Genomic DNA, 24,839 nt, shown 5'->3' on the forward strand with positions numbered 1-24,839 from the left:
TAGCAAACGGGCTTGGCAATTCTATGTGTTTGATTTATAAGATTCAACAATCTTGTCTGTCCGCGGTCTATCCTATCTATTTTAACTGTTTACTTGGGCCAAATAGCAGCCAGTTGAGGGCTTTGGCCGCGGCATTAAAGCGCTTTAGCGCCACTTGATAGTCGTTATCCGCCAAGTTTTGGTATTTCAATGCGACGTAGCTTTGGGTGAACGTGTCAAACTCACGACAAAACAGAGGGGATTGCTGCTGGTGCGTGTCAATAAGCTGCGCTGCAAAGGCGTTCGGGCCTAAGTGGGCTGGGCGGGCGATGCCAAATTTACTGAGTCGCTGGCAAATGCGTTGGTACTTAGCGCTGATGGGATCTTGTTCCCTTTTAAAGCGAAATAGCCCTACGCTGTAGGCGATATAGAGGCCAATAAGCCCAATACACACACTCATAAACATTGCGACTTTGGCCTTAGTGACTTCTCCTAAAATACCGCTTAGCACTTTGTTCTGCCGTTCTTGATTAAAACCGAGCACCCACAAACTCCAGTAATAATCAACGCTAGCAAAGCGTTGCCTCAACTCGTTGAGCCAAGGCATAGATTTAAATCGTAAACTGCTAAAAGGGCTTTCTTGCAGGTAACTTTGCTCAGGGGAAAACTCGGCATCAAAGCCTTGTTCAATCCGATTAGGTGCCACCATGGCGGTCGGATCAAAACGCACCCAGCCTTCATTCTCGAGCCACACCTCGGCCCAGGCGTGGGCCATGTATTGATACACGCTGAGGTAATTGGCCTGTGGGTTGTATTCGCCTCCTTGATAGCCTGTCACCATCCGTGCTGGTATGCCGCTGGCGCGCGCCATAAAAATAAAGGCAGAGGCATAATGGGCGCAAAATCCTGCTTTGTTTTCAAACAGAAAGTCATCGACTTGCTGGCGGCCAATCGGTGGGGGCGTGAGGGTATAGAAGAACGGCTGTTGATTAAAATAGCCCATCATGGCCCAAAGTCGCTTATGGGGTTCTGGATATTTAGCCTTAAATTCAGCGGCGAGTTGGCGCGCTCGGGGATTGCTGTCCGCTGGTAGATTGAGGTTTATTTGTCGCTGTTTGTCACTTAAGGTGAGATCCATTTTCGCCTGTGGCCACGAACTGGCATTGTAGCCCATTCGTTGATCGACATTACGCAGCGCATAGAGCCGATAGTCGGGCAAATTCACCAGCTTATCATCTTGGCTGTAGGCCACATCAAGGCCAAATAGCCAAGGTTGATGACTGGGTTCGGCAATCACTTGGTAACGGTAAACCCTTGGTTGGCTATTGCTGGTACTGTTTTGTGTTTTTGGCGTTAACGAGGGCAACTGCCGCGCAGGATCTGGCCTTGAGGGCGGAAAGAAAAACGCATCCTTTTGAATTTGTTTGATACCCGCATCTTGGCGCCATGTTAAGCCGTCATAATCTTCCAGCACTAGGGCGCGCCAGTAGAGTTCGGCTTGCGTGGGGCTGGCATCGGTAAAACTCACCCTAAATGCCAAGGCCGATGAGCGAGTGAGTTTACTGATATCGCCCACGGCAAGGGAGTCCGAGAGCCCGGTTTGGGCTTCCTTCACATTGGGCACAAGCCAAAGCGGTGCAAAACGGGGCAGCACCAAAAAAAGTAATAACGCTAAGGGCATACTTTGCAGCAATAACTTAGCCCCAATCCATGCCGTGTGTTGCCAGCGATGTTGGCTTTGGTAGAGGGTGACCAGTACGCAGGTATTGATAATCGTGACGCCAATAAGGTGCACGGTATTGAGCATGGATTGGTGGTCAATAAAGGTGAGGGCAATTAAAAAATAGCCGACAATCACGACGGCTCTTACATCCCTAACACTTCGCATCTCAATGTATTTTAATGCATAACCTAAAATGAGCAGGTTGACTAAAGCGTTTAATAGCCCAATTGTGCCCGAGACCAGTGCCAGCGTGATTGCCGCGCCGATAGCAAGGCTTGTGACAAGATAACGGGGAGGTTTAGCGACTTTGCCGACATAGATACCAATGCGCCACAGCAAGCAAATGGCGCAGATCCCAAGGGTCCAAGGGGTGGTTTTATCAAATAACGGGCTGAGCACTGCTAAATTGGTGAGCAATAGCCAAAACAGGGTTTGACGACTGATATTATCCCCAGTTTGAGGTCCATTAGCGCGATAGGCATTTAGCTGAGCTGCACTTTCAGTGGCCATTGCACTAGTCATTGATTTGAGGCTCATAGGCGATCCTCAACATGTGATGCTGTTTGAGTGCTATGCCTGTGGGGAGGAATATGTGGCTTATGACTAAATCCATGATTAACAGATAATTTGTCGCTTGTATCTTGCGTTTGTGTATGTGTTCCATAAAGCGCCAGTGCCCGTTGGCAGGCGATTCGGTGCGAGTTACCGAGGGCGGGCGCCAGAATAATATCTTCCCCATTAGGCTGTTGCAGCCAAAGGCCAAAATATTGCTCAAGCTGACTTAAGCGGTTCACCTGCCAGCTTAATTGGCTGAGTTGCTGTTCGAGGTGCGTAGGATCAGGGGCTAATTTTAACCAGACCGGATCACCTTGAGGCTGTTCAAACTCCTTGGTTAACATGCCACGCCCTTGGGCCCATTGTTTCCATGCCACTTGCTTTAATGACTCACCGAGCACATGGGGTTTAAGGCCTTTATATTCATCAATGCCAGCAATATATTTGCCTGCTCGCTCAAGCGGTTCGTCCTGTCCGGATTCCGTTGCGGCTTCAAGTTGTAAGGGGCTTTCAAGCGGCTGGGCATAGACAATATGGGCGTTATCAAGGTCGATATGCGACCAAGCACGGCAGAGTCCTAAAGGGTAGGTGGATTCAATCTTCAGCCGTCCAGCGGAGACTATTCCACGCTGTTGATTTGCAAACGACACTAGCGCTTGCTCGTCCTGCGTACCAACGTGTTTGACTAAATAGCCTAAATTATTCGGATAATTTAGGCTGATATGATGGCTGCTGTGGTTTGAGTTAAGCAAAATAGGAAAAGTGATCGTCTCGCCCGCATACACCTCCGGCGGCGTCAGTGCCCGTAGTCGTAGCCCTGCTAAGTTTTTGTAACTATAGAGAATGCAGGTATTGAATAAGCTGAGCAGCAAAATACTCAGGCCAATCACGAGATTGTTCTGATAGTTAGTACCAAACAAGTACAGTAGCAATACCAGCCCCAGCCAAACAAACCCAAAGCCACTGGGCAGAATAAAGATACTGCGATGGCTTAAGGTGAACTCAGAACTGGGCGGCATGCGCCTTGCCAACCAGCGCTGCCAAAAAGCAGAAAACACGCGTTTCACACTGTCCTCATCTTCTTATCAATATTCACATTTAATGGCTGATTGAGCCGTTACATGATCGGATTCACACCTGCGAGGATCCGCTCCGAGAGCGCTTCTCCCTGTAATTGACTGCTGGTGCGCAGTCGATGTTCGGCGACGCTGCAAAACACCGCCTGCACATCTTCGGGCACTAAATAGTGTCTACCTTCTAAAAATGCCCAAGCCTTGGCCGCTTGTAACAGGGCTTTGGTTGCCCGTGGCGACAGGCCAATGGCGTCCGTTTGGCTGCGAGAATCATGGATTAAGGCCAAAATATAATTAAGCAGTGCATCGGATGCAGTGACCTTATCGCATTGCTCCTGCAATTGGGTTAACGCCAAAGGGGTTAAACATTGCGGCAGATTATCGAGGGTTTGCGGCGTTTGTACTGTTTTGAGCATCGCAAGCTCGGCATCGTGGCTCGGATAACCAATGGAAATCCGCATCATAAAGCGGTCGAGCTGGGATTCGGGCAGTGGGAAGGTGCCTGATTGCTCCGTCGGGTTTTGCGTAGCAATCACAAAAAATGGATTGGGCAATCTGTGGGTGACGCCATCGACAGAAATTTGCTGCTCGGCCATGGCCTCGAGTAGTGCGCTTTGCGTCTTAGGACTGGCGCGGTTAATCTCATCGGCCAGCACCATCTGCTTAAAAATCGGGCCGGGATGAAACACAAATTGCGCTTGGTGTTTATCAAAAATCGATACCCCGAGAATATCGGCGGGCAGCATATCACTGGTAAATTGAATGCGTTGATAACTTAAGCCTAGGCTCTGGGCGAGGGCATGGGACAAGCTGGTTTTGCCCATACCGGGTAAATCTTCAATTAACAGGTGCCCACGAGCGAGAATACAGGCGAGGGCTAAGCGAATTTGCCGTGGCTTGCCCAATAATACCTGTTCAAGTTGTTGTAATAGTTGGCTTAAACCAGAATGTGCCACGGGAGACTCCTTGTGCATGGATGAGGTCATTCGCTCTACCACTATGGCGGAATATGTTGCGCTTAGCCAGTCGCTTTTACTGTGAAATCAATCGGCTTAGTGAGTCGTTGCTAAGTAACCTTATGTAGGTCTTACTGCTTGGAGCTTTGAAGCATAGATATATAGGTGAGCTATGGCATTTGCTCAACGACGCGCAGCGAGTCCATCCGTGGATGCTCGACCGCCCCGTCCGTGGGGCGGACGGTCGTCTCGCTAATCGCCACGACTCACCTATTTAGCATCTGCGTCGCCTGTAAATTTTAAAGAAATAAACAACACGTTTTGGGACAAAACCTTGCTAAATAATTCACTCTTATTAGCCAGATTTGGATTAACTATTCTAATAGCAATACTTCGTTTGACAACAAACTAACCAACACTCGATATCACCTGTCGGAATAGGCATAACAGAGACATGAATGACTTGTCTGGATATCAGTGATTCATCTTAGGGGAAAAACCGCCCCATAATAGCCGCAAATGGAGGATAGAGACGGGTTTTAGGAGCTTAGGTGAATCAGTCTGTCCTAGAACGATTCATCTGCACACTCTTCAGCAAGATCACCCCAATCGGGCAGGTTATACTTCTTTTTCAGTTGACCACAATACCAAGAAACAGATAAACCATAGCCTAATGATATGAAGCAGAGTTTCATATAAAGCATAATTAGCTCTTCGATGGCGGCTACATCTTTGAAAAGGTCATTAGTATAAAAAAATATGAAGGATAAAATGGATAAGATGATAGAAAAAAAGCTGAAAAAGTAAGCAGTCTGAACAGCAAGAGTAGTCTTAAAACTTGCTAATAAGGGAGGTTGAAAATTAACACCATATTTCCACAGAAGCCGATAAAATGGTGGTGAGTAAGTTAGCTTAGAAATACCTTTTTGTTCCATTATTTTAAAATACGTATTCATTTTGCATTTAAATGTCATATCTAAACCTCTTAATTATTCACATGAATCAGTCTGGTGTAGAGTGATTCACAGGCTCACTTTGGGACACAAGTGTGTTAGATTTATAACTCTACTCGGTGAGTTTCTAATTAAATTTTTATGGATTAACACTGCCATCATAGAACCAAAACAGTTTAGTGAGTGTAGCTGTTTTGGTTCCTATGCATGGTCTTGTTATGTTTAACGATTTCTTTGAACTGTACCAACAGCTTTTCTGAAACAAGGGTGGACTTGCACTTCTTTCAATAACGGATTTTGAGTTTCACCGAAGTAGCTGACCTTACTTCCTCCATCACCACCTCTAATGAAATCACCAAAAAAACCAATATCAAATAGGATCTTTGCTAAACCTTTTGTATCTGCGTTATTACTAAGGTTGACAAACCAATCATGAGGGATTCGAACTTCATCAAGAATTTTGGACATTCTTTCTTCAAGTGTATCTTCATCAATTTGATACTTGGTCCTAAAGTAGTTGTTTCTCCAATAGTCAAATATTTTATCAAGATCAGGGTATTGATTAACGAACTCTGCGCATAAATCCTCTTTCTTCCATGTAGAATACTCTTCTTCGACATCTTTTAAAGTATCGTCTGATGGAGAGTTTTCAGAAAGAGCTTCGGTATATAACCGTGATAATTGAAGGAGCTCTCTTGGCCGCCCTAATGTTCGCTCAGTCATCCAACCAAGTGTAAATTGGTTGCCAATTTTTTCAGGAAATACCCTCAGGAAATCCGTTTGTATTTCAACTGACGGCATAGAGTCAAGAGACTGACTAATTCTCTCCGCTAGCAGCTTTTGGAAATTGTCGTCGGCCCACGTTATTTTATATACATCCCTATACTTGTCACTGTGGGTAGTTTTCTTCATCAATATTGAATATATATCATCTCTAATAAAGATAATTAGATTCACGTTGGCGTGTATTGCTTTTAGATACATTGAAGAAGTAAGCAAGCCTAACAGTATCTGATTACTTCTATCACTGTTATCCCACCCGATATCTAGATCATCGACCAATATAGTTATTTTGCATCCATCCTTTGCAAGGTTCTTTAAATGATATTCATATCTATCTATGGCAGATGACTCTTTAATAATATTCTCTAGTTGAAGACCTAGTTCACCAATGTCTTTAAACTTCAATTTTATAGAGCTAAGAATTGTTGTAACTGATTCTACAAAATCTGAGTTGACAACACCTTCGGCTTTAGCAAATTTTCTTGCGGCTTCAGCACTACCAACAGTAAGCTTGTTATCCTGCACAGAGCCGATTAAGTTGAGGCATTTTCTCATTATGCTATTAAGCCACGCATACTGAAAAATTGTCTCATCGCCCCGTTCTTGTTTAAGCAAATCAACTCCAGCTAGATTTCGAAATATCCCATTTGTAGGAGACACCTCAACAACTATGTGCTCGCGTTCATCCGCAAACTTGCTGATTAACTTCTTCCTGATTGCTGTTTTTCCTGCTCCTTTCCGCCCAATGATAAATGTTTTCTTAAACTGTGTTATTCGATCGAAGTTTAACGGCGTTACAAAGTAGGTCATTAGTGCAGGGTCGTTTTCAGCACTGTCATTGCCCCAGTCAATATTTCTTATATCTTTCAATCTCTTTTCCTTGCCTTATTTTCTAAGGTTTCTCTATGTCAGACAGCGAAAACATAACGATCATAACGCAACGGCGCGGTTTTCCGTGTCCGTGGCTTGTTTTGTGAGTTACAGAGTACATAAGAAGTGCGCTGATGATGGGCTATTTGACTTCCTTGTATCTGAACTCTCCATATTCCGCAAACATTGGGCTCACTTGAAGCTGGCTGGCGGTGACTGCGTGCCAGCTTGACTCAACTGCGTATGTAGTAACATTGTCGCATTACTAAAATTTGGTCAATCTTTGTATGTTAGATTTTGTCTAAAATCACATGCTGAATTAGAATGGGGCATTAGCTTTTTTGCCAAATGAACAGTGCAATGGTCGTCAAAATTGCTATTGTTGCAACAGTGACCGTTGGCGACATGGATGTCGCCGTCGAGCCTATAGGGACATATTCACGGCGTGTCACTGGGGAAACAATGACAATTCATCCTACACACCTGACGACAAACTTATCTCGCTTTGGGGCAAAAAAGCTTTTAGCCTGATGAACAGTTAATGGTCGTTAAGATTGCCACTGTTGTAACAGTGACCGTTGGCGGCATGGCCGTTCTTTCACATCTGACCCATAAGGATATGGGAAATGCCACTATGATGCATAGGCCATGTGATCGCTGCATTAGTACATCCATGTACAGCAGATGCCGCCGTCGAGCCCTCAGGGATGCTTTTTGTGAAATAAAAGGGCGGCGTGTCACAGGGAAAACGATGACAATCCATATCTTCGCTATGTGATTATGCGATTCTAATAACCCCTAACTTATCAATGGCAGCGAATCTTCAAGCACTCTGCCATTTTTGTATAACACCTTATTATCCCTAACAAATTAACTTTTCGCTTTGCTCTGGGCGGATAAACCAAGGTTTGAATAAAAATCCCTGTACTAGATCGACATTCAGCTCGCGGGCTAGCTGGAGCTGGGCGTCGGTTTCTATGCCTTCGAGGATGCATTGTTTGCCAGTGCGTTTGCCAAATTCAATCAATGCACTGAGTAGTGCGATGCCGTGAGGTTCGGCAACTAAATTTAGCCAGTGACGATCAAACTTCAGATAATCCACATTCATCATTAAATCGACCGACAGCATGGAGTGGGGCGCACCGATATCATCAAGTGCCACGTTAATATTGGCTGCTTTAAATTGATGAAACAGTTGATTGGCAAGCTCGGCGTCATTAATGCAGGTATTCTCAATAATCTCTACTGTGACTTGCGGGTGACTGGAGAATAGGTCAAGTAACTTTTGGGTATGCACGCCGTTAGCTGCATGGGGATCGACATTCACAAACAAGCTTTGTTCAGCGGGGGCGTGTTCAAGCTGAAAGGCTTTGGCCTGAAACTCGATTGAAGCAAGTGCATCGCTGTTTTCGTGTAACTGCTCAAATACCAGATTAGGGGCGATGGCTTGACCTTGCTCAAGGTAGAAACGGGCGAGTGCTTCATAACCATGAATGTGTTTAGTGTGAGGGCAAACGAAGGGTTGGTATTCGCAACTTAAGGATAAACCGCTGAGCTTGAGCATGTAGCAACGCATGGATAATGACTAATTGCTAATTATTCGCATTTAATAGTGCTAAGTGCAAATAAGTTTGCCTGAGTGATGTGCGTTTGCTGATTTTATATACATAGCTTAACGGTATGAATTTGAAACGGTATTATGTTTGTTAATGTAATAAAGGTGGCCTTTGCCACCTTTATTACATTTAGTCTTGTCCTTAGTAATGGAACTTCAGCTCAGCCTCGTTAAATAAAGGCTGTGGTTGTTGTTTTTGCGCTTCGTAAATCAAACGATAACTTAACACGGCTTGTACATATTCGCGGGTTTCGGTGAAGGGAATAGACTCGATAAAACTCATCGCATCGAGTTGACCATTTGATTCCGATAACCAGCGGCGAACCCTTGATGGGCCTGCGTTATAAGCGGCTGTGGCTAATACGCGGTTTTGATTGAACTCCTTCAATAATTGGGCGTAATAGGCGCTGCCTAAATTTAAGTTAAGTTCGGCACTGTAGAGATCCTTTGGATCATTGTACTTAGCACCGTGTTTTTTTGCTGTAGCCTTGGCGGTGGCGGGCATAATCTGCATTAAACCGCGGGCACCAACGCCAGACGTTGCATAAAGGAAAAACGCACTTTCGCGTCGGCTAATGGCGCGGATTTCATCGATATTAACTTTGTGCTTTTTGCTCGCATGTTCGAAGCCTGATTGATGCGCCATTGGGAACCGTAGAGGGATGTCGTCCCAAAGTTTGCCTTGAATACTGGCTTCGACGCCAAAGTCATACCAGCCTTGATCATGGGCATAACGGCCATAACGAGCACGCATGTCATTATTGCTGCGTTTGAGCAGTGCCACCCATTCATAACGGGCATCGAAGTAACGATCGAGCGCCATCAACTCCTGTACGCGCACAAAACCCAAATCATCTTCGAGTTTCGGACTGTTCCCATTGATAACTGGCTCAGGACTTTGATTTAGCGATACGGGCTTATTCAATAATTGTGAGGCGGCAAAACCGTAAAAGCCGCGCTCATTGCTAACGGCCGCTAGGGCTTTGGTTGCGCTTTCTGGGGCGTGTTTGGCATTGGTGCGATACAGCCAATATTGCCAGCGTTCTTTGGCTTGAGCTTCAGGTGATAATAAATCTAAGTAGCGAGCAATATGGGTGCTGTCCTGCTCACGAATCGCCCAACGTAAACGACGTTCGAACATATCGTCGCTTTTCATCTCTGGCAGCAGATTATCGGCCCAGTCTTTAAAATTATCATCCTGCTCAATCAATACTCGGCGCACCAGATACTTTTGCAGCTGTAGATCTTGCGCGGGACTAAAACGTTTGGCTTTTTGATACCGAGTATATAAATCGATGGCTTGGTCGAGATCTTTACGGGCAAGGCGTTTTAACCCAGCAGCAACGATATCGCCAACAATAGGATTTTTGTCTTTAAATTTTTCAGTATGGCGCAGGCTATTGGGATCTTTAAATACCGCGACTAAGCGTTTGGCTTCGGCGCTATGGACCGTAATTTTTTGCGATAGAAAGCTCAAAAGACTGGTTTGGCCTTCATCGAAGCTCACTAACATCCGTGCCCAAATCACCTCTTGAGTGCGCTTGCCCGCTTTGGTCCAAGCATTGAACAGAGGGTCACATTCTTTCGGACGGGAATCACCATAGACCCATAGCGACTGCGCGGCGGTATAGGCGGTTTGGGTTTCACCTTTGGCAAGTTTTGCCTCATAAAAATAACACTGTAGCCTGACATCGGTTGGCGCATCTTGAGCCAGCGTCAGAAAATCGTTCCAGCGCTTTTGGCTACCAGCATTCAATAAATATTTCGAACGCAGTCTTTGGTACATTGGTGTTGTTTGATATTTATCTATCAAAAACTTAGCGTCATTACCGCGTAAATCATTGAGCCGACCTATATCGATATCATGGTCTAAGTAGATCGCCAGCGGATATTCACCTAACTTAGCACGCAGGGGCTTATAGGTTGCATAGTCTTGTTTCTTCAAGGCTTTTTCAGCCTCAAGAAAAGTCTTTTGGGTCGACGTTAAAGCAAAAGCCGCAGAGGCATTAAATGCACCTGCGATAATAATTGCGCTGGATAACACCATCTTTGTGAATGGGTTGCACATGCAGAACTTGCCTCCGGGCATCAAGGTTACAATCGATTTTTCCCTATCGATTCAGGATTAATAGTGATTTAGGCGTTTTGCTGCGTTTGGGTGTTGAGTTGTTCGAGTGCGGTGGCATCCTCAATTTTTGTTACCCTGGTTTGGTGTTCAGTTGTTTTAGCTAAGCTATCGTTTTCGAACTCGCTGGTTTCATCAATATCACTGTCGTCTAAGGCTTCATTGAGCGCCTTCTCAAGTAACATCTTATCGAGTTGTTTGCTGGTATCAACACCCAGTTGCTGCATTAAATGCGCTTGACGTACCAAATTGCCTTTGCCAGAGGATAATTTATTCATGGCACTGTGATAGGTTTTCTCGGCGTTATCTAAAGCGCGGCCAAGTTTTTCCATATCGTCGAGGTAGCCGCAGAGTTTGTCGTAGATCCGGCCTGCTTGTTTGGCAATGGTTTGGGCGTGTTGGTTTTGATACTCGTAACGCCAGATATTATTGATGGTACGCAGGGCAACCAAGAGGTTGGTTGGGCTGACCAGCATAATATTTTGCTCAAGGGCAAAGTTAACAAGGCTTGGGTCATGCTCTAAAGCCAGCAAAAATGCGGGCTCGATGGGGATAAACATCAGCACATAATCTAAGCTTTTAAGCCCGTGTAAACGCTGATAATCTTTTTGGCTCAAGCCTTTAATGTGGTTGCGTATGGATAGCACATGCTCATTGATGGCCTGTTCGCGCACCAGCGGATCTTCACTGTTAAAATAGCGCTCGTAGCTGATAAGTGACATCTTAGCATCAATCACCACGTCTTTATTTTCAGGCAAATGCACGATGACATCGGGCTTAAAGCGTTTGCCGCTGTCATCTTTGAGATCCTGCTGGGTGTGGTACTCGTGGCCTTCGCGCAGGCCACTTTCTTGCAGCACGCGGTCTAAAATCACTTCGCCCCAGTTGCCTTGCTGCTTATTATCGCCTTTTAGGGCTTTTGTCAGGTTAATGGCATCTTGGCTCATTTTTAAGTTGAGCTCACGCAAGTGCTCTAATTGATGTTTGAGTGCACTACGCTCGGATTGCTCATGGTTATAGGATTCGCGGATTTGCTGCCTAAAACCTTCTAACTGTTGCTTTAACGGCCCAAGTACGCCTTCTAATTGATTGGCGTTTTGGTGTTTAAAGTTTTCGCTGCGCTCTTCGAAAATACGGTTGGCAAGATTTTCAAATTGGGTTTGCAGACGTACTTCGGCACTTTCTAGGGTGGCGATCTTTTCCCGCAGTGATTCTTGCTGGGCATCCGCTTTGGCCTGAATGGTTTGTTGTAGGGCATTGGATTTAGACAACGCCAGTTGTAATTCGAGTTGACGGCGATGACTATCGTTTAATTGCTGCTCTAAACTCGGCACGCGCTCGGCTAAGGCCTCGGCTTTGCCTAGATGTTCGATTTTTTGCTCTAGGCGCTGCTGGCATTGACGGAGTTGGCTATCTTTATCGTCCACTAAGATTTGCTGCTGCGCGAGGGAAAGTTCTGCATCTTCGTTCACTTGGCGCATTTCTTGTTCTAACTCGTCCTTAAACTGTTGCCAGCGAGAACGGGTGAGACGTTGATTGAGTAGGGCACCGATTAACAGTCCTAAAAAGGCCACGGCGATTAGGCCGATGATCTGGGCGAGGGAAAAAGATTGAGAAAATGGCATCTTACTAGCACTCCTTTTGCGATGGCGCCTAGGGTCGCATGCCCCTAGAAAGGCTTCAAGTGCTTTAATAAACAATCTGTTTAGCTGATGACTCAAATGAGCAAGACTTAGTCGCTTAGGTTGATATAGTGTGAGGGATGAAATTTTTTTGCGGTTTTCTGTGTCTATATCCCTACAGCTTATCAACACAGGTTAATTTACCTGAGCTTTATGGGTGAGCGCTTAGCGTTAGCAAAAGCCGGTACATAACATTTTATTTCTGCAGAGGTGTCAATTGGCTAATCAATCACGTTTTACACCGGGTATTTTGAAAAAAGCACGCTGGCATATACAAGACAATCAAGTTACTCCTGAGTCGGTCTTTAAGGCGCGCCGCCACATAGTGAAAGCCATGGGGTTAGGTGCGATTGGTGCCAGTATCCCAGGTTATGTGCAGGCGGGATTATTCGATCTGTTTGGTGATCAGCCCAAAACCAGCTTTATCACCACGCCACTGACTTTTGAGGCCAATGCGCGCTTTGGTCAGGGTGAGGTGCTTACACCATTTGATAAGGTCACAACCCATAATAACTTTTATGAGTTTGGTACCAGCAAACAAGACCCGTCTGATAATGCGCAGCAGTATAAAGTCGACCCTTGGCAATTGCGTATTGAAGGCGAAGTTGAGCGCCCTATGACGCTTGATTATCAGGATCTGACTAAGCTGTTTCCGCTTGAAGAGCGTACTTATCGACTGCGCTGCGTTGAAGCTTGGTCGATGGTGATCCCTTGGGTTGGATTTCCACTTGCGGCGTTATTGAAAAAAGTGGGCGTAACCAGCAAGGGAAAATATGTTGCTTTTGAGACCGCCTTCGATCCCGAGCAAATGCCAGGACAAAAAAGCCGTTTAATGGGCGGTGGCATTCATTATCCCTATGTGGAAGGCTTAACCATTGCCGAGGCGATGAATGAACTGACGCTGATGTCAGTCGGGCTGTATGGTAAAACCCTGCCGCCGCAAAACGGTGCGCCGATCCGCTTAGTGGTGCCGTGGAAATATGGTTTTAAGAGCATTAAATCGATTGTGCGTATTCGGGTGATGGACAAGCAGCCACCCACCAGCTGGAATCAACTCGCACCCCATGAGTACGGGTTTTATGCCAATGTGAACCCAGCTGTCGATCATCCCCGGTGGTCACAGGCGAGTGAGCGGCGCATCGGTGAAGGTGGGTTATTCTCGGCGCAGCGCATCGATACATTGCCTTTTAATGGCTATGGCGAGTTTGTGGCCTCTTTATATGACGGCATGGATTTGAGGCAATTTTATTAACCCATTCGGCGACCGTATTCTAGGCGCAATCGATTGCGCCAGTTGCAATATCTGTCTAGCGAGATAGTGGTTAGCGCCTTTAAAGGGGAAAAAGAGTAGGAGTCTTATGTTCAACATCACGGCGTTAAGAGTCACACCAAAACAGCTGCTCTGGGTAAAGTTAGTCTTTCATTTGATTGGGCTTATCCCGATTACTTGGTTGGTTTTTACTGTGCTGTCGGGGCGTGCGGGCGGCGACCCTGTGCAGTATATTATCCACTTTACTGGAATTGGTGCACTCAATGCGCTACTGGCAACACTACTGATTTCACCTATTGCCAAGAGATTTAAGTTAGGTTGGTTAATGCAGACTCGCAGGCTTGTCGGCTTGTATGTGTTTGCCTATGCCACACTGCATATTGTGGCGTTTTTCAGCTTAGATCTGCTGTTTGCCTGGGAGTTGTTTTTCAGCGAGGTGGCGAAACGGCCTTATATTTTAGTTGGTGCTGTGGCTTATGTGATTGTGAGCGCCTTAGCGATTACCTCATTTAAGGTCTTAATGCGAAAAATGGGCCGCCGTTGGCAAACGCTGCACAATGGGGTATATCTTGTGGCGATACTGGCACCAATCCATTTTTATTGGTCGGTCAAATCCGAAATCATCGAACCGAGTCTGTATATCCTCGGTTTTGGTTTGTTGCTCGCATGGCGTTTACCCATTTGGCAGAAGAAGCGCAGCAGCCGTATCGCGATGGCCGCCGAGGGCAAGCGATAATCTGTAGTGTTGGCATTTATCAACGAGCAAAGAAAACGGCGTTTGCATACAATGCAAGCGCCGTTTTTATATCAGACGTTGGAAGAGAATAGGTTTAACCTAAACCTTGGGTTGCCGATTTCATTTGAATAAATTCAATCTTATAGCCGTCAGGGTCTTCCACAAAGGCGATTTCGGTGGTGCCACCTGCAACAGGGCCAGGCGCGCGTGTCACTTTACCGCCTGCGGCGGCAATGGCTTCACAACGAGCATAAATGTCTTCATCACCAATGGCGATATGGCCAAAGCCTGTGCCGAGATCGTATTTTTCAGTGCCCCAGTTATAGGTCAATTCAATCACCGCTTGCCCTGTTGACTCTTCACCGTAGCCCACGAAGGCTAAAGAATATTTGTATTCTGGGTTTTCTGAGGTGCGTAGTAACTTCATGCCAAGTATTTGAGTGTAAAAATTAATACTGCGCTCTAAGTTACCAACGCGGATCATTGTGTGTAACAGTTGTGACATAGGATTATCTCGGTCAATGAATTATGCCGGCATTATAACAAAAATCATTGTTAATCGAGTCTTAATGTTAATCGAATAAGCGAATTGCTATGCCTTGATTTTTGAATTGATGTGCGCTAGGCGAGGTTGCGTGGTGTGAGCTGTATCACGTAACCATTAAATGCAATGTGAAAAGTACAGGATAATTTAGGTCTTGCTCACAAAATAACTATCTCAATATAGGCATTTATCGCAGGCTTGATAATAATGGGTTCATACCCACTAGGAGAGTGAATATGAACACCGAACTTAAAATGGCGCTAGGTACTACAGTTGTAATTGCTTTATTTTTCAGTGCATTCTTCGTATCTATGTTCTGATACCGCATTCTAATCAAATCCTGTGTTAAGGCGCTTAAATCGGTTGATTTAAGCGCCTTTGTGTTTCTAGACTCCGCCATTTTCCGTATCTGTCCGTTTTAACATCTCGTGATTGTCGGCAATATTTCTGCAAATAGTTTGAAAAATGATTATTTTGATATTTATATATTTTGATTTTCAAACTAAAATACTGGTGTAAGTCATCAAACACCACAAGTACTGTTGCCTCAATCGGTTAGAGAAGGGCAGGGAGCGTAGGAAAAGACAATGAAAATAACACCCTCAACAACAATGTCGCAGCCAAGTCATGGCGTTGGACACTCCATCGCCCAATGGCAACATCCCCATGGATTCTCTACACAAAATACTGATGGCGAAAAAAATACCCGTTATGTGCTGTATTTAACGGTTATCACTATGGTGGCCGAGATTGTGGCGGGCACGATATACGGCTCTATGGCATTGCTGGCCGATGGTTGGCATATGGGCACCCATGCCGCCGCCTTTATGATCACGCTGTTTGCCTATTCCTATGCCCGTAAGCACGCCAATGATCCTGCGTTTGCCTTTGGTACTGGTAAGGTCAGTGTACTTGGGGGGTATACCAGTGCAATTGCTTTAGGACTGGTTGCACTTATCATGCTTATCGAATCAGGGATGCGTTTGATAAACCCTGAGAATATTCACTTTAATGAGGCCATTTTCGTAGCCTTGATTGGATTAAGTGTGAACGTATTAAGCGTGTTTTTGTTGAAAGACCATCACTCCCACGACCATGGACATTCACACGGTCACTCTCATGGCAACACTCACGCACATGATCATGATGATGAGAACGATGACCATAAGGCTCATCAAGATAATCATTGCTGCCATGGGCACGATCATCATGCTGCTGACCATGACCATGACCATGACCATGACCATGACGACCATTCACACAACCACGCACATGGGCATTCGGGGCATGATCACAACCTTAGAGCGGCTTATTTTCACGTATTAGCTGATGCATTAACCTCAGTGCTGGCGATTGCCGCACTCTTATTCGGTAAATATATGGGCTTAACCTGGCTCGACCCGATTATGGGGATTGTAGGGGCAATTATTATCAGTCGCTGGTCATGGGGATTGATTCAGCAAACGAGTCCAATTTTGCTCGACGGCGGGGTAAATGCAGCGTTACAGCGTAAAGTGCGCGAAACCATTGAAGCGGTGCCTGATCACCAAGTCGCCGATTTACATATTTGGCGCGTGAGTGCCGATCACCATGCTATTATGTTATCCATAGTGTCCCACTCACCGAAAGAAGCCAGTTATTTTAATCAGTTACTGACTAAGTTCCCTGAGTTATCCCATATTACTATTGAGCTGCATACTTGTCGTCAACGTGAGTGTGTCGCTAAGGAAGCCTAATGACAGTTGCACCGCAGCATGATGCTCTATCAGCCTCGGCCGTCCATTCCACGGATCAGGCGTTAAACCATGTGATTATTGAGTTTTATGAAAAATTATCATCTTGGGAGCATGCTATCGTGCGTGATAAGGGTTTTAGCCTATCACAGGTTCACACCATTGAATTATTGGGAGTGCACGGCGCGATGCGGATGAAGGAACTTGCTGATAAAATTGGGGTAACGACTGGCACGCTTACGGTGCAAATCGATAAGATGGTCGAATCCCAATGGGTTGTGCGCCGCCCGCACGAAACCGATAGGCGCTCGATTCTGGTCGAGTTAACCGAAAAGGGCCAAGCACTATTTCTTGAGCATGATGCGCTGCATTTGCAATTAACGACCGATCTCACCGCTAAAATGAGCGCGGAGGAGCGCAGCGTGCTGCTGAACCTGCTGACGCGGATGAACCAAGAGTTTTAATTGCACATTTATGTAGCTCATTAAGTCACGATTAAAGCGCCCCGATGGGCGCTTTTTTTATGACACAACATCTTGAATATTTTCGATTCATTCTCGATTAATCATCCGTGATTACAATATCTTATCTTTTGTTACATTCTTGTTGGATTAAAAGTTGAACTGAAAATCAATTAAGGTAATGTAGAGCAGAAATTAAGATGGACTCAATTTAAGGGCTCTGTTTAAGGACTCTGTTTAAAAAGGAATAACATGAATCGTAAATTACTGCCTTGGTGCATCGCAGGTGTGCTCACTATGACTGCTCAAGTCCACGCGCAAGAAGACAAGTATATTTGGCTTGAAGAGGTTGAAGGCGCCAAGCCTATGGAATGGGTTAAGACCCAAAATGCCGCTTCTGCCGCTGAAATTAAAGCGTTCAAAGGGTTTGATACCTTAGTTGCAAATAGCCTCGCTATCCTCAATGACAAAGAGCGTATTCCTTACGCCACACACATCGGCGACAAGCTGTATAACTTTTGGAAGGACGATACCCATGTACGGGGGATTTACCGTCGCACCACGATGGAAGAATACACAAAGGCGCAACCCAAGTGGGAAACCGTGCTTGATGTCGATGCTTTAGGTAAGTTGGAATCGGTTAACTGGGTATTTAAGAGCATTGATTGCCAATATCCCGATAATCAACGTTGTTTTGTGTCTTTATCCCGTGGCGGCGCAGATGCGGTCGAAGTGCGTGAATTTGATTTAACCACCAAAGATTTTGTGCCAGCAAAAGATAAGCCATTCTTTTTAAAAGAAGCGAAATCTAGCCTAAGTTGGATAGATAAAGACCAAGCATTTGTCGGCACCGACTTTGGCGATGGCCAAAGCATGACGGACTCAGGTTACCCCCGTGTCGTTAAGTTATGGCAACGTGGTACGCCACTTGAGCAAGCGAAAACGATTTTTAGTGGTGATAAAACCTCGGTGGCAGTATCGGGTTGGGTGATGTTCGACGATAAATCTCCGCTGAGCCTAGTCACAGAAGCACATACCTTTTACACCGCCACCCAATATGTTTATCAAGACGGCAAACTGATTAAACTACCCATCCCACAAGATGCTGAGATTAAAGGCTATTTCCAAGGCAAATTGTTTATTGAGCTAAAAAGTGACTTAGCAACGCCTGCGGCGACATTCAGCCAAGGCGCTGTGGTGTTCGCTAATGTGGCCGATCTAATTGCCCAAAAAGTCTCCTTCACTGAATTTGTGAGCCCAACCCCAACAGCATCTATCGCGCAGCTAAGTTTCAGTAAGAGCGCGATTTTTGTTAATTGGCTCGATAACGTGAAGAGCAAGCTGGTTCGCTACGAGCAAGATGAAAAAGGCGCATGGCAAAGCACGCCAGTGCCCTTTGAGGCCAATGGTGCGCTAACTGTGATGGATATGGAGCGTGACAGTGACGATTTCTTCGTCAACTACACTAGCTTCCTTGAGCCATCGAGCCTGTATACCGTCAATGCTAAGACGCTTAAACCTCAAAAAATCAAAGGTATGCCTCAGCAGTTTGCGGCGGATAAATTTAAAACCGAGCAATATTTTGCCACTTCAAAGGATGGTACCAAAGTGCCTTATTTTGTGGTGATGGCAAAAAATCTTAAGCTCGATGGCAGCAATCCAACATTGCTTTATGGTTATGGTGGATTTGAAGTGTCTCTTCGCCCAGCGTATTCAGCCACTATTGGTAAAAACTGGTTAGAGCAGGGCGGTGTGTATGTACTGGCCAATATCCGAGGTGGCGGCGAGTATGGTCCTGCGTGGCATCAAGCGGCGCTTAAGCAGAATCGTCATAAGGCTTACGAGGACTTTGAAGCCATCGCCGAGGATCTCATAGCCCGTAAGATTACCTCGAGCAAGCATTTAGGTATTCAAGGCGGCAGTAATGGTGGTTTGCTAATGGGCGCTGCCTTTACCCGTCGTCCCGATCTCTACAATGCCGTAGTGTGCCAAGTGCCATTACTCGACATGTATCGTTTTAACAAGTTACTCGCGGGAGCCAGTTGGATGGGGGAATACGGTAATCCTGATATTCCACAGGAGTGGGACTACATTAAAACCTACTCGCCATATCATAATCTGCATAAAGACGTGCATTATCCTAAGGTGTTTTTTACCACCTCAACCCGTGACGACAGGGTACATCCAGGGCACGCCCGCAAGATGGTGGCTAAGATGAAGGATATGGGTATTGATGTGCTTTACTATGAAAATATCGAAGGTGGGCATGCTGGGGCTGCAGATAATAATCAAGCTGCGGAACTAAATTCAATGGCGTTTGCCTACTTATTACAGCAGTTAAAATAATCGCACTTGTTACCGCAGTAAATTAACAAGCTGGGGTTAGTTCCGAGCAAGTCCCTATAGGTTGGGGAGTCAAAAACGGTCGAATGCCTTCAGATTCGGCCGTTTTTTTAATCTGTATTATAACTTGTTAATTATAAAGATTATTTAATTGAGGAGAATCTGACGACTTGCTAAGATGGCGCAAATTGTAGGGCATAAGATTGCCTTAAGAAAACTAAGTTAGCTTCGGCCCACTATTGATTTGAGAGACCATAACCAGTGCTGACGAGATTTAAAACCCTAACCGTGAATCGTTTCACTTTTATCACCGCATTATTTTACGTTTGCGTTTTTAATATCCCACTGTTTGAAATCATCAAAAAAGGCATTGAAAAACAACCTGATGTCGATCCGGTTTTTATCGCCAGTATGCCGTTATTTTTGATCTTTGCGCTGAGTTTTGTGTTTTCGCTGTTTACAGTGAAGTATCTGCTAAAGCCCTTTTTTATCATCCTCACTTTATTATCATCTAGCGTGTTTTTTGCGGCCTTAAAATACAATATCGTGTTTGATTACGGCATGATTGAAAACACCTTTCAAACCAACAGCGCTGAAGCGCTGATGTATGTCAATTTTGCTTCCATACTCAATATGCTGCTTACGGGGATTTTGCCAGCCTATTTGATTTACAAAGCTGATATCCAATACAAGCCATTTTTCAAAGAGTTGCTACATAAAGTTTTGTTTATGCTGGCGATGTTAGCAGGGCTTGGGATTATCGCTTTCTTCTATTTCCAAGACTACGCTTCCTTTGGCCGCAATAATGATGAGATTAAGCGTTATATCGTGCCGACCTATTTTATTGGTGCGGCGGCTAAGTACATCAATGTGCATTACCTACAAACACCAATCAAATATGAACAGCTTGGCTTGGATGCAAAAAATGTCAGTCCCAATGCCAACGGTAAGCCCAATTTATTAGTGCTGGTGGTTGGGGAAACGGCTCGTTCGATGAACTATCAATACTATGGTTATGATAAACCGACTAACGCCCATACTCAGGGGCAAGGATTACTGGTCTTTAAGGATAGCCATTCTTGTGGAACGGCAACCGCAGTATCGCTGCCTTGCATGTTTTCCCGCATGGGACGCGATGACTATGATTCCCGCCGTGCCTATGCCCAAGACACGGCCGTTGATGTACTGAATCATGGCGGGATTAAGGTGCAATGGTTTGATAATGACTCGGGTTGTAAAGGCGTGTGCGATCAGGTTGAGAACATCACTATCGATTTAAAGAGCGATCCTGAGTTGTGCTCCGGTCAATATTGCTTTGATCAAGTTTTGTTGAACAAACTTGATGAAGCATTAGCTAACGCCGAGCAAAAAGATACTGTGATTGCGTTACACATTATTGGCAGTCACGGACCGACTTATTATCTCCGTTATCCGCCAGAGCACCGTAAATTCACCCCGGATTGCCCACGTAGCGATATCCAAAATTGCAGCACTGAGGAGTTAATGAATACCTACGACAATACTATTTTGTATACCGATTACATCATCAGTGAAGTCGTCAATAAGCTTAAACAACAGCAAGAAAAATTTGATACTGCCATGTTCTATCTATCCGATCATGGCGAGTCTTTGGGTGAAAAAGGAATGTATTTGCATGGCGCCCCTTACAGCATTGCGCCCATTGAGCAAACGAGTATTCCTATGCTGGCTTGGTTTTCTGAGGATTTTAGTCAAGACAATCATTTGAATATGGCCTGTCTTGCCAAAGAAGCCGAAAAGGGGGGATTTTCCCATGACAATTTATTCGATAGCCTATTGGGATTAATGAATGTTCAAACTCAGGTTTATCAGCCTGAATTGGATATTTTTGCCCGCTGCCGAGGTTGAGCCGCTTTTGGCATAACATAAAAAATTAAAGGAGGATGGCAACATCCTCTTTTTGTTTTTGCGCGCCATCATAATAATCATTTTACCCAGTATCCAAAATGAAGCAGTTGAGTTAACTTAAGTTATACAAAATTATAACAACTCATGGATGCATGATTCATGTCTTTTCCTGCAGCAAATAAAGAGCTCGATTCAGCGGCTCAAATTTTACGTTTAGCTGTACCGCAAATGTCTGCGCTTGATATACCGGTTACGCCAGAAAACTACACCGTTTGGTATGAGTATTTTGCTCAGTCAAACTTAGATCTAAATCGTGCTATTGATGGTTTTCTTGCTAACAATGTCGTATTCACCAAAGAAGTGAATACCAGTCTGTACAAGAATTTTATTCAAGAGAAGTCCCCTGAAGTCATTGAGAATGTCCAGATAGAAACTCAGATACTGATTAACTCTCTCATCAGTAAAATTACTCAGTTAACTCAAGGGACGGAAGCATTTACAAGCACCTTGGCGGATTTTGGATTGCAACTGCAATCAACGCCCGATGTGAATACGTTAAATCAATTAGTCGATGGGGTGCTTGATGAAATGCAGAGCCTATTGGTTAATAACCAAGCCATGGAGCAGAGCCTCAATGCCATGGGACAAGAAGTACAAAACTTAAAAGCTGAAATGGAAAATTTAAGTCTGGCAGCAATGACAGATCAATTGACTTCGTTACATAACCGCCGAGCTTACGAAATTGCCATTCAAGACCATATCCATCGTGCGGAGGAACAACAAACCCGTTGTAGTTTATTACTTGTGGATATTGACAGATTTAAGATATTTAACGACACCTATGGGCATCAAATCGGCGACAAAGTCTTGGCTTATGTTGCGCTGGCTTTAAAACAATGTGTGCGTGGTGATGACTTTGTCGCCCGTTACGGCGGTGAGGAATTTGTGGTATTGCTGCCTAATACCCATTTTCATGATGCGCTGCAAGTGGCCGAGACTTTGAGGGAGCGGATCTCCGAGCGGCGCCTAGCCATAGGCAAAGATAAAAAACTCTCATTGGGCGCCATTACGGTGTCGATTGGCTTAGCCTCTTTGCAAAAGGGCGATGATGCAGAAACCTTGTTTAGCAGAGCGGATAAAGCCCTGTATGAAGCTAAATCTGATGGCCGTAATTGCGTGCGTGGCTGAGTTGTTGCTTATTATCAGTATAGTTTGAGGGCGTATGTATAATGGTTTAAGTGTAAGTAGTCACAGCATCCTTATGCTTCACTGATGCGAATCTTGGGTTCAGGATTGAGCGCCTTACGCCAATAAATGCTTAAAATGCAGTAAGCGATTGTTGGCGGGCATGGCGATATCTTCGACTAAGGTTAAGTTTTGGGCTTGGGCAAGGGTGACAATCCATTCAACATCTCGAATACCGCTTTCACTATCTCTTTGTTTTAATAAGTCATCAAATCGCCGATTGCTGTCGCTGGTAAAGTGACCTTGATAGTTAAAAGGCCCGTACAGGCATAGGGTGTTGAGCTGTGGTAAATACTCTCCTAAGCCATTAAAAAATGCTTCCACCTTGGGTTTACTCATAATATGTAAGGTATTGGCGCTGAATACTGCATCGATATGGGGGCCGTTGATAGACCAAGGTAGTGATACATCAAGTGTAATAGGTAAGCCAAGATTATGAACGCCAAGTTGATGACCTTGTTGTAAACATCTTGCACTAATGCCCTCAAGATATTGCGCTTGATCGCTCGTTTGCCAAAAAAGCTGAGGGAGATTCGCCGCAAAATAAACGGCGTGTTGTCCCGTGCCGCTGCCAATTTCAAGTACCTGTTTGGTATTGGCAAAAGCGGTTTTTAATACCGCAAGAATAGGCGCTTTATTATTTTCACAGGCTTGAGAAAAGGGCAGAACATCAGTTGTTTGAGGTTGTATATCCTGCGGCATAGTTTCTCCTGATAGGTCATTGTTAGACAAGTTATTGTTAAATAAATCTTTGTGAAATGCGTCTTTCTGATGGCGATTACCCTTGAGACAATAACGCAGGGTCAATTCTATTACCATCCTAGCGGGTGGTGCCTAGCTTAAGTCACTAACCTCGTTAATCCAATGGCTTAAGCTGTTTTGCCAAACTCGCTTATTTCCCTGTCAGGGGCATTCTTCTGTTGACCATGATAATAGCTTCGTTATACTCAAAAATTCTGAACGTTTGTAAAAAATATTAAACGAAAAATCATAATAACATCGTGTAAGGAAACCCTATGTCAGCCAAACGCTGCGCCTCTTATTACAATGCCACTATTAAGCAAGAGTCTGATTATCCAGAACTTGAAGGTGATCTTCGTGTAGATGTTGCCATCATCGGCGGTGGGTTTACTGGTGTTGCAACAGCGGTTGAGTTGTCTGAAAAAGGCTACAAAGTCGCATTACTAGAGGCAAATAAAATTGCTTGGGGCGCGACTGGCCGTAATGGTGGTCAAGTGACCGGAAGCCTATCTGGCGATGCAGCGATGACCAAGCAATTACGGCGTCATCTTGGTCAGGATGCCGAGGATTATGTGTGGGATCTTCGCTGGCGTGGGCACGATATCATCAAAAGTAGAGTGGCGAAGTACAACATTGATTGTGATTTAAAATTTGGTCATATCCAGACGGCCTATCGCCCCGCACATATGGCAGAGTTACAGCAAATGTTCGACGAGGCTAATCGCCGTGGCATGGGGGAGTTTATGACCTTAGTGCCTGAGCAGGAGATGCCCACCTATTTAGCCTCGCCCTTGTACCACGGCGGTTTAGTCAATCGGCGCAATATGCATCTGCATTCGGTAAATCTATGCCTTGGTGAGGCGCGAGCCGCGGCCTCATTAGGCGCGCAGATTTTTGAACATTCGCAGGTGCTGGATATTCAGCAAGGAGAGCTTGCAACCGTGGTCACGCCAAAAGGAACGGTTAAGGCAAACAGCGTGCTCATCGCCGGCAATGCCTACCACAAATTGGGCCGTCCCAAGCTACGGGGCATGTTATTTCCTGCCTCCCTTGGCAATTGTGCGACAGCCCAATTGCCAGCTGAGTTAGCTAAGCAACTTAATCCACAGGATTTGGCCGTGTATGATTGCCGCTTCGTGCTGGATTATTACCGCTTAACTGCCGACAACCGTTTGATGTTTGGCGGTGGCACCAATTACAGCGGCCGCGATCCTAAAAACGTTGCCGCTGAGCTGCGCCCGGCGATTGAACGTACTTTCCCCCAGTTAAAGGGCGTCGATATTGAATTTGCCTGGGCTGGCATGGCGGGGATAGTGATTAACCGTATTCCTCAGCTGGGCAAAATTACTCAGAATATCTTCTATTGTCAGGGATATTCCGGCCATGGCGTGGCAACTTCCCATATCATGGCCGAGATCATGGGGCAGGCGATCGATGGTCAAATGCGAGAGTTCGATCTCTTCGCCGCCATGCGTCATATCCGGATCCCGCTGAATGAATGGTTTGGTAATCAGGCACTGGCACTCGGTATGTTGTATTACACCCTCAGGGAAAACTGGCGCTAA

19 protein-coding genes are annotated in these 24,839 nt (G+C 45.3%); 9 read left to right on the plus strand and 10 right to left on the minus strand.

What is annotated here, in order from left to right:
• Window positions 1–76 precede the first annotated feature (76 nt).
• The 3 genes from MMG82_RS10405 to MMG82_RS10415 are packed head-to-tail and all read right to left on the minus strand — an operon-like array spanning window position 77 to window position 4,286.
• Entirely contained in the window at window positions 77–2,212 is a 2,136-nt protein-coding gene (locus MMG82_RS10405) for a DUF3488 and transglutaminase-like domain-containing protein (protein ID WP_181159824.1), read from the minus strand.
• 23 nt (window positions 2,213–2,235) lie between these two features.
• Window positions 2,236–3,324, minus strand: coding sequence for a DUF58 domain-containing protein (locus tag MMG82_RS10410; RefSeq protein ID WP_241406826.1), 1,089 nt, complete (start codon window positions 3,322–3,324; stop codon window positions 2,236–2,238).
• 50 nt (window positions 3,325–3,374) lie between these two features.
• Entirely contained in the window at window positions 3,375–4,286 is a 912-nt protein-coding gene (locus tag MMG82_RS10415; RefSeq protein WP_172589220.1) for an AAA family ATPase, read from the minus strand.
• A gap of 146 nt (window positions 4,287–4,432) precedes the next feature.
• Between MMG82_RS10415 and MMG82_RS21595 the strand changes: the two genes are divergently transcribed.
• Complete coding sequence (locus tag MMG82_RS21595) at window positions 4,433–4,564, plus strand: hypothetical protein (protein WP_269430391.1); 132 nt, start codon at window positions 4,433–4,435, stop codon at window positions 4,562–4,564.
• Between the two features lie 288 nt (window positions 4,565–4,852).
• Here the strand turns inward: MMG82_RS21595 and MMG82_RS10420 are convergent, their stop codons facing one another.
• The 5 genes from MMG82_RS10420 to rmuC form a co-directional block, all read right to left on the minus strand.
• Window positions 4,853–5,260, minus strand: a complete 408-nt coding sequence (locus tag MMG82_RS10420; protein WP_047539639.1) for a DUF6404 family protein — start codon at window positions 5,258–5,260, stop codon at window positions 4,853–4,855.
• Window positions 5,261–5,461: 201 nt separating this feature from the next.
• Window positions 5,462–6,892 carry a hypothetical protein gene (locus tag MMG82_RS10425; RefSeq protein ID WP_144346285.1) on the minus strand — a complete coding sequence of 477 codons (1,431 nt, stop codon included), beginning with the start codon at window positions 6,890–6,892 and terminating at the stop codon, window positions 5,462–5,464.
• 862 nt (window positions 6,893–7,754) lie between these two features.
• Window positions 7,755–8,456, minus strand: a complete 702-nt coding sequence (locus MMG82_RS10430; protein WP_047539643.1) for an EAL domain-containing protein — start codon at window positions 8,454–8,456, stop codon at window positions 7,755–7,757.
• Between the two features lie 193 nt (window positions 8,457–8,649).
• Window positions 8,650–10,575, minus strand: coding sequence for a transglycosylase SLT domain-containing protein (locus tag MMG82_RS10435; protein ID WP_047539644.1), 1,926 nt, complete (start codon window positions 10,573–10,575; stop codon window positions 8,650–8,652).
• Between the two features lie 68 nt (window positions 10,576–10,643).
• Window positions 10,644–12,257, minus strand: coding sequence for a DNA recombination protein RmuC (rmuC, locus tag MMG82_RS10440; RefSeq protein ID WP_047539645.1), 1,614 nt, complete (start codon window positions 12,255–12,257; stop codon window positions 10,644–10,646).
• Window positions 12,258–12,531: 274 nt separating this feature from the next.
• Between rmuC and msrP the strand changes: the two genes are divergently transcribed.
• Together msrP and msrQ are read left to right on the plus strand one after the other, a co-directional pair.
• Window positions 12,532–13,566: a protein-methionine-sulfoxide reductase catalytic subunit MsrP gene (gene msrP, locus MMG82_RS10445; protein WP_069454838.1), complete on the plus strand. Its 1,035-nt coding sequence runs from the start codon at window positions 12,532–12,534 to the stop codon at window positions 13,564–13,566.
• A gap of 106 nt (window positions 13,567–13,672) precedes the next feature.
• Complete coding sequence (gene msrQ / locus MMG82_RS10450) at window positions 13,673–14,320, plus strand: protein-methionine-sulfoxide reductase heme-binding subunit MsrQ (protein WP_047539649.1); 648 nt, start codon at window positions 13,673–13,675, stop codon at window positions 14,318–14,320.
• Window positions 14,321–14,414: 94 nt separating this feature from the next.
• Here the strand turns inward: msrQ and gloA are convergent, their stop codons facing one another.
• Window positions 14,415–14,825 carry a lactoylglutathione lyase gene (gloA, locus tag MMG82_RS10455; protein ID WP_037417829.1) on the minus strand — a complete coding sequence of 137 codons (411 nt, stop codon included), beginning with the start codon at window positions 14,823–14,825 and terminating at the stop codon, window positions 14,415–14,417.
• Window positions 14,826–15,451: 626 nt separating this feature from the next.
• Between gloA and MMG82_RS10460 the strand changes: the two genes are divergently transcribed.
• The 5 genes from MMG82_RS10460 to MMG82_RS10480 all read left to right on the plus strand — a co-directional run bounded on the left by MMG82_RS10460 (window position 15,452) and on the right by MMG82_RS10480 (window position 22,476).
• A complete protein-coding gene (locus tag MMG82_RS10460) occupies window positions 15,452–16,600 on the plus strand; it encodes a cation diffusion facilitator family transporter (protein ID WP_277622191.1) in 1,149 nt (382 codons plus the stop codon).
• A complete protein-coding gene (locus tag MMG82_RS10465; RefSeq protein WP_037417825.1) occupies window positions 16,600–17,061 on the plus strand; it encodes a MarR family transcriptional regulator in 462 nt (153 codons plus the stop codon). Before MMG82_RS10460 ends, MMG82_RS10465 begins: the two co-directional genes overlap by 1 nt.
• 249 nt (window positions 17,062–17,310) lie before the next feature.
• Window positions 17,311–19,404 carry a prolyl oligopeptidase family serine peptidase gene (locus tag MMG82_RS10470; protein ID WP_047539653.1) on the plus strand — a complete coding sequence of 698 codons (2,094 nt, stop codon included), beginning with the start codon at window positions 17,311–17,313 and terminating at the stop codon, window positions 19,402–19,404.
• 258 nt (window positions 19,405–19,662) lie between these two features.
• Entirely contained in the window at window positions 19,663–21,288 is a 1,626-nt protein-coding gene (locus tag MMG82_RS10475; RefSeq protein ID WP_047539655.1) for a phosphoethanolamine--lipid A transferase, read from the plus strand.
• Window positions 21,289–21,447: 159 nt separating this feature from the next.
• Entirely contained in the window at window positions 21,448–22,476 is a 1,029-nt protein-coding gene (locus MMG82_RS10480; protein ID WP_047539657.1) for a GGDEF domain-containing protein, read from the plus strand.
• Between the two features lie 114 nt (window positions 22,477–22,590).
• On the opposite strand, the gene MMG82_RS10485 is transcribed toward MMG82_RS10480, so the two are convergent.
• On the minus strand, window positions 22,591–23,235 hold the full coding sequence (locus MMG82_RS10485) for a DUF938 domain-containing protein (RefSeq protein ID WP_047540819.1): 645 nt from the start codon (window positions 23,233–23,235) through the stop codon (window positions 22,591–22,593).
• Between the two features lie 314 nt (window positions 23,236–23,549).
• Between MMG82_RS10485 and MMG82_RS10490 the strand changes: the two genes are divergently transcribed.
• Window positions 23,550–24,839 carry an FAD-binding oxidoreductase gene (locus MMG82_RS10490; protein WP_047539659.1) on the plus strand — a complete coding sequence of 430 codons (1,290 nt, stop codon included), beginning with the start codon at window positions 23,550–23,552 and terminating at the stop codon, window positions 24,837–24,839.

It is taken from the genome of Shewanella sp. MM_2022_3 (assembly GCF_022557375.1).
Lineage (GTDB): Bacteria > Pseudomonadota > Gammaproteobacteria > Enterobacterales > Shewanellaceae > Shewanella > Shewanella xiamenensis.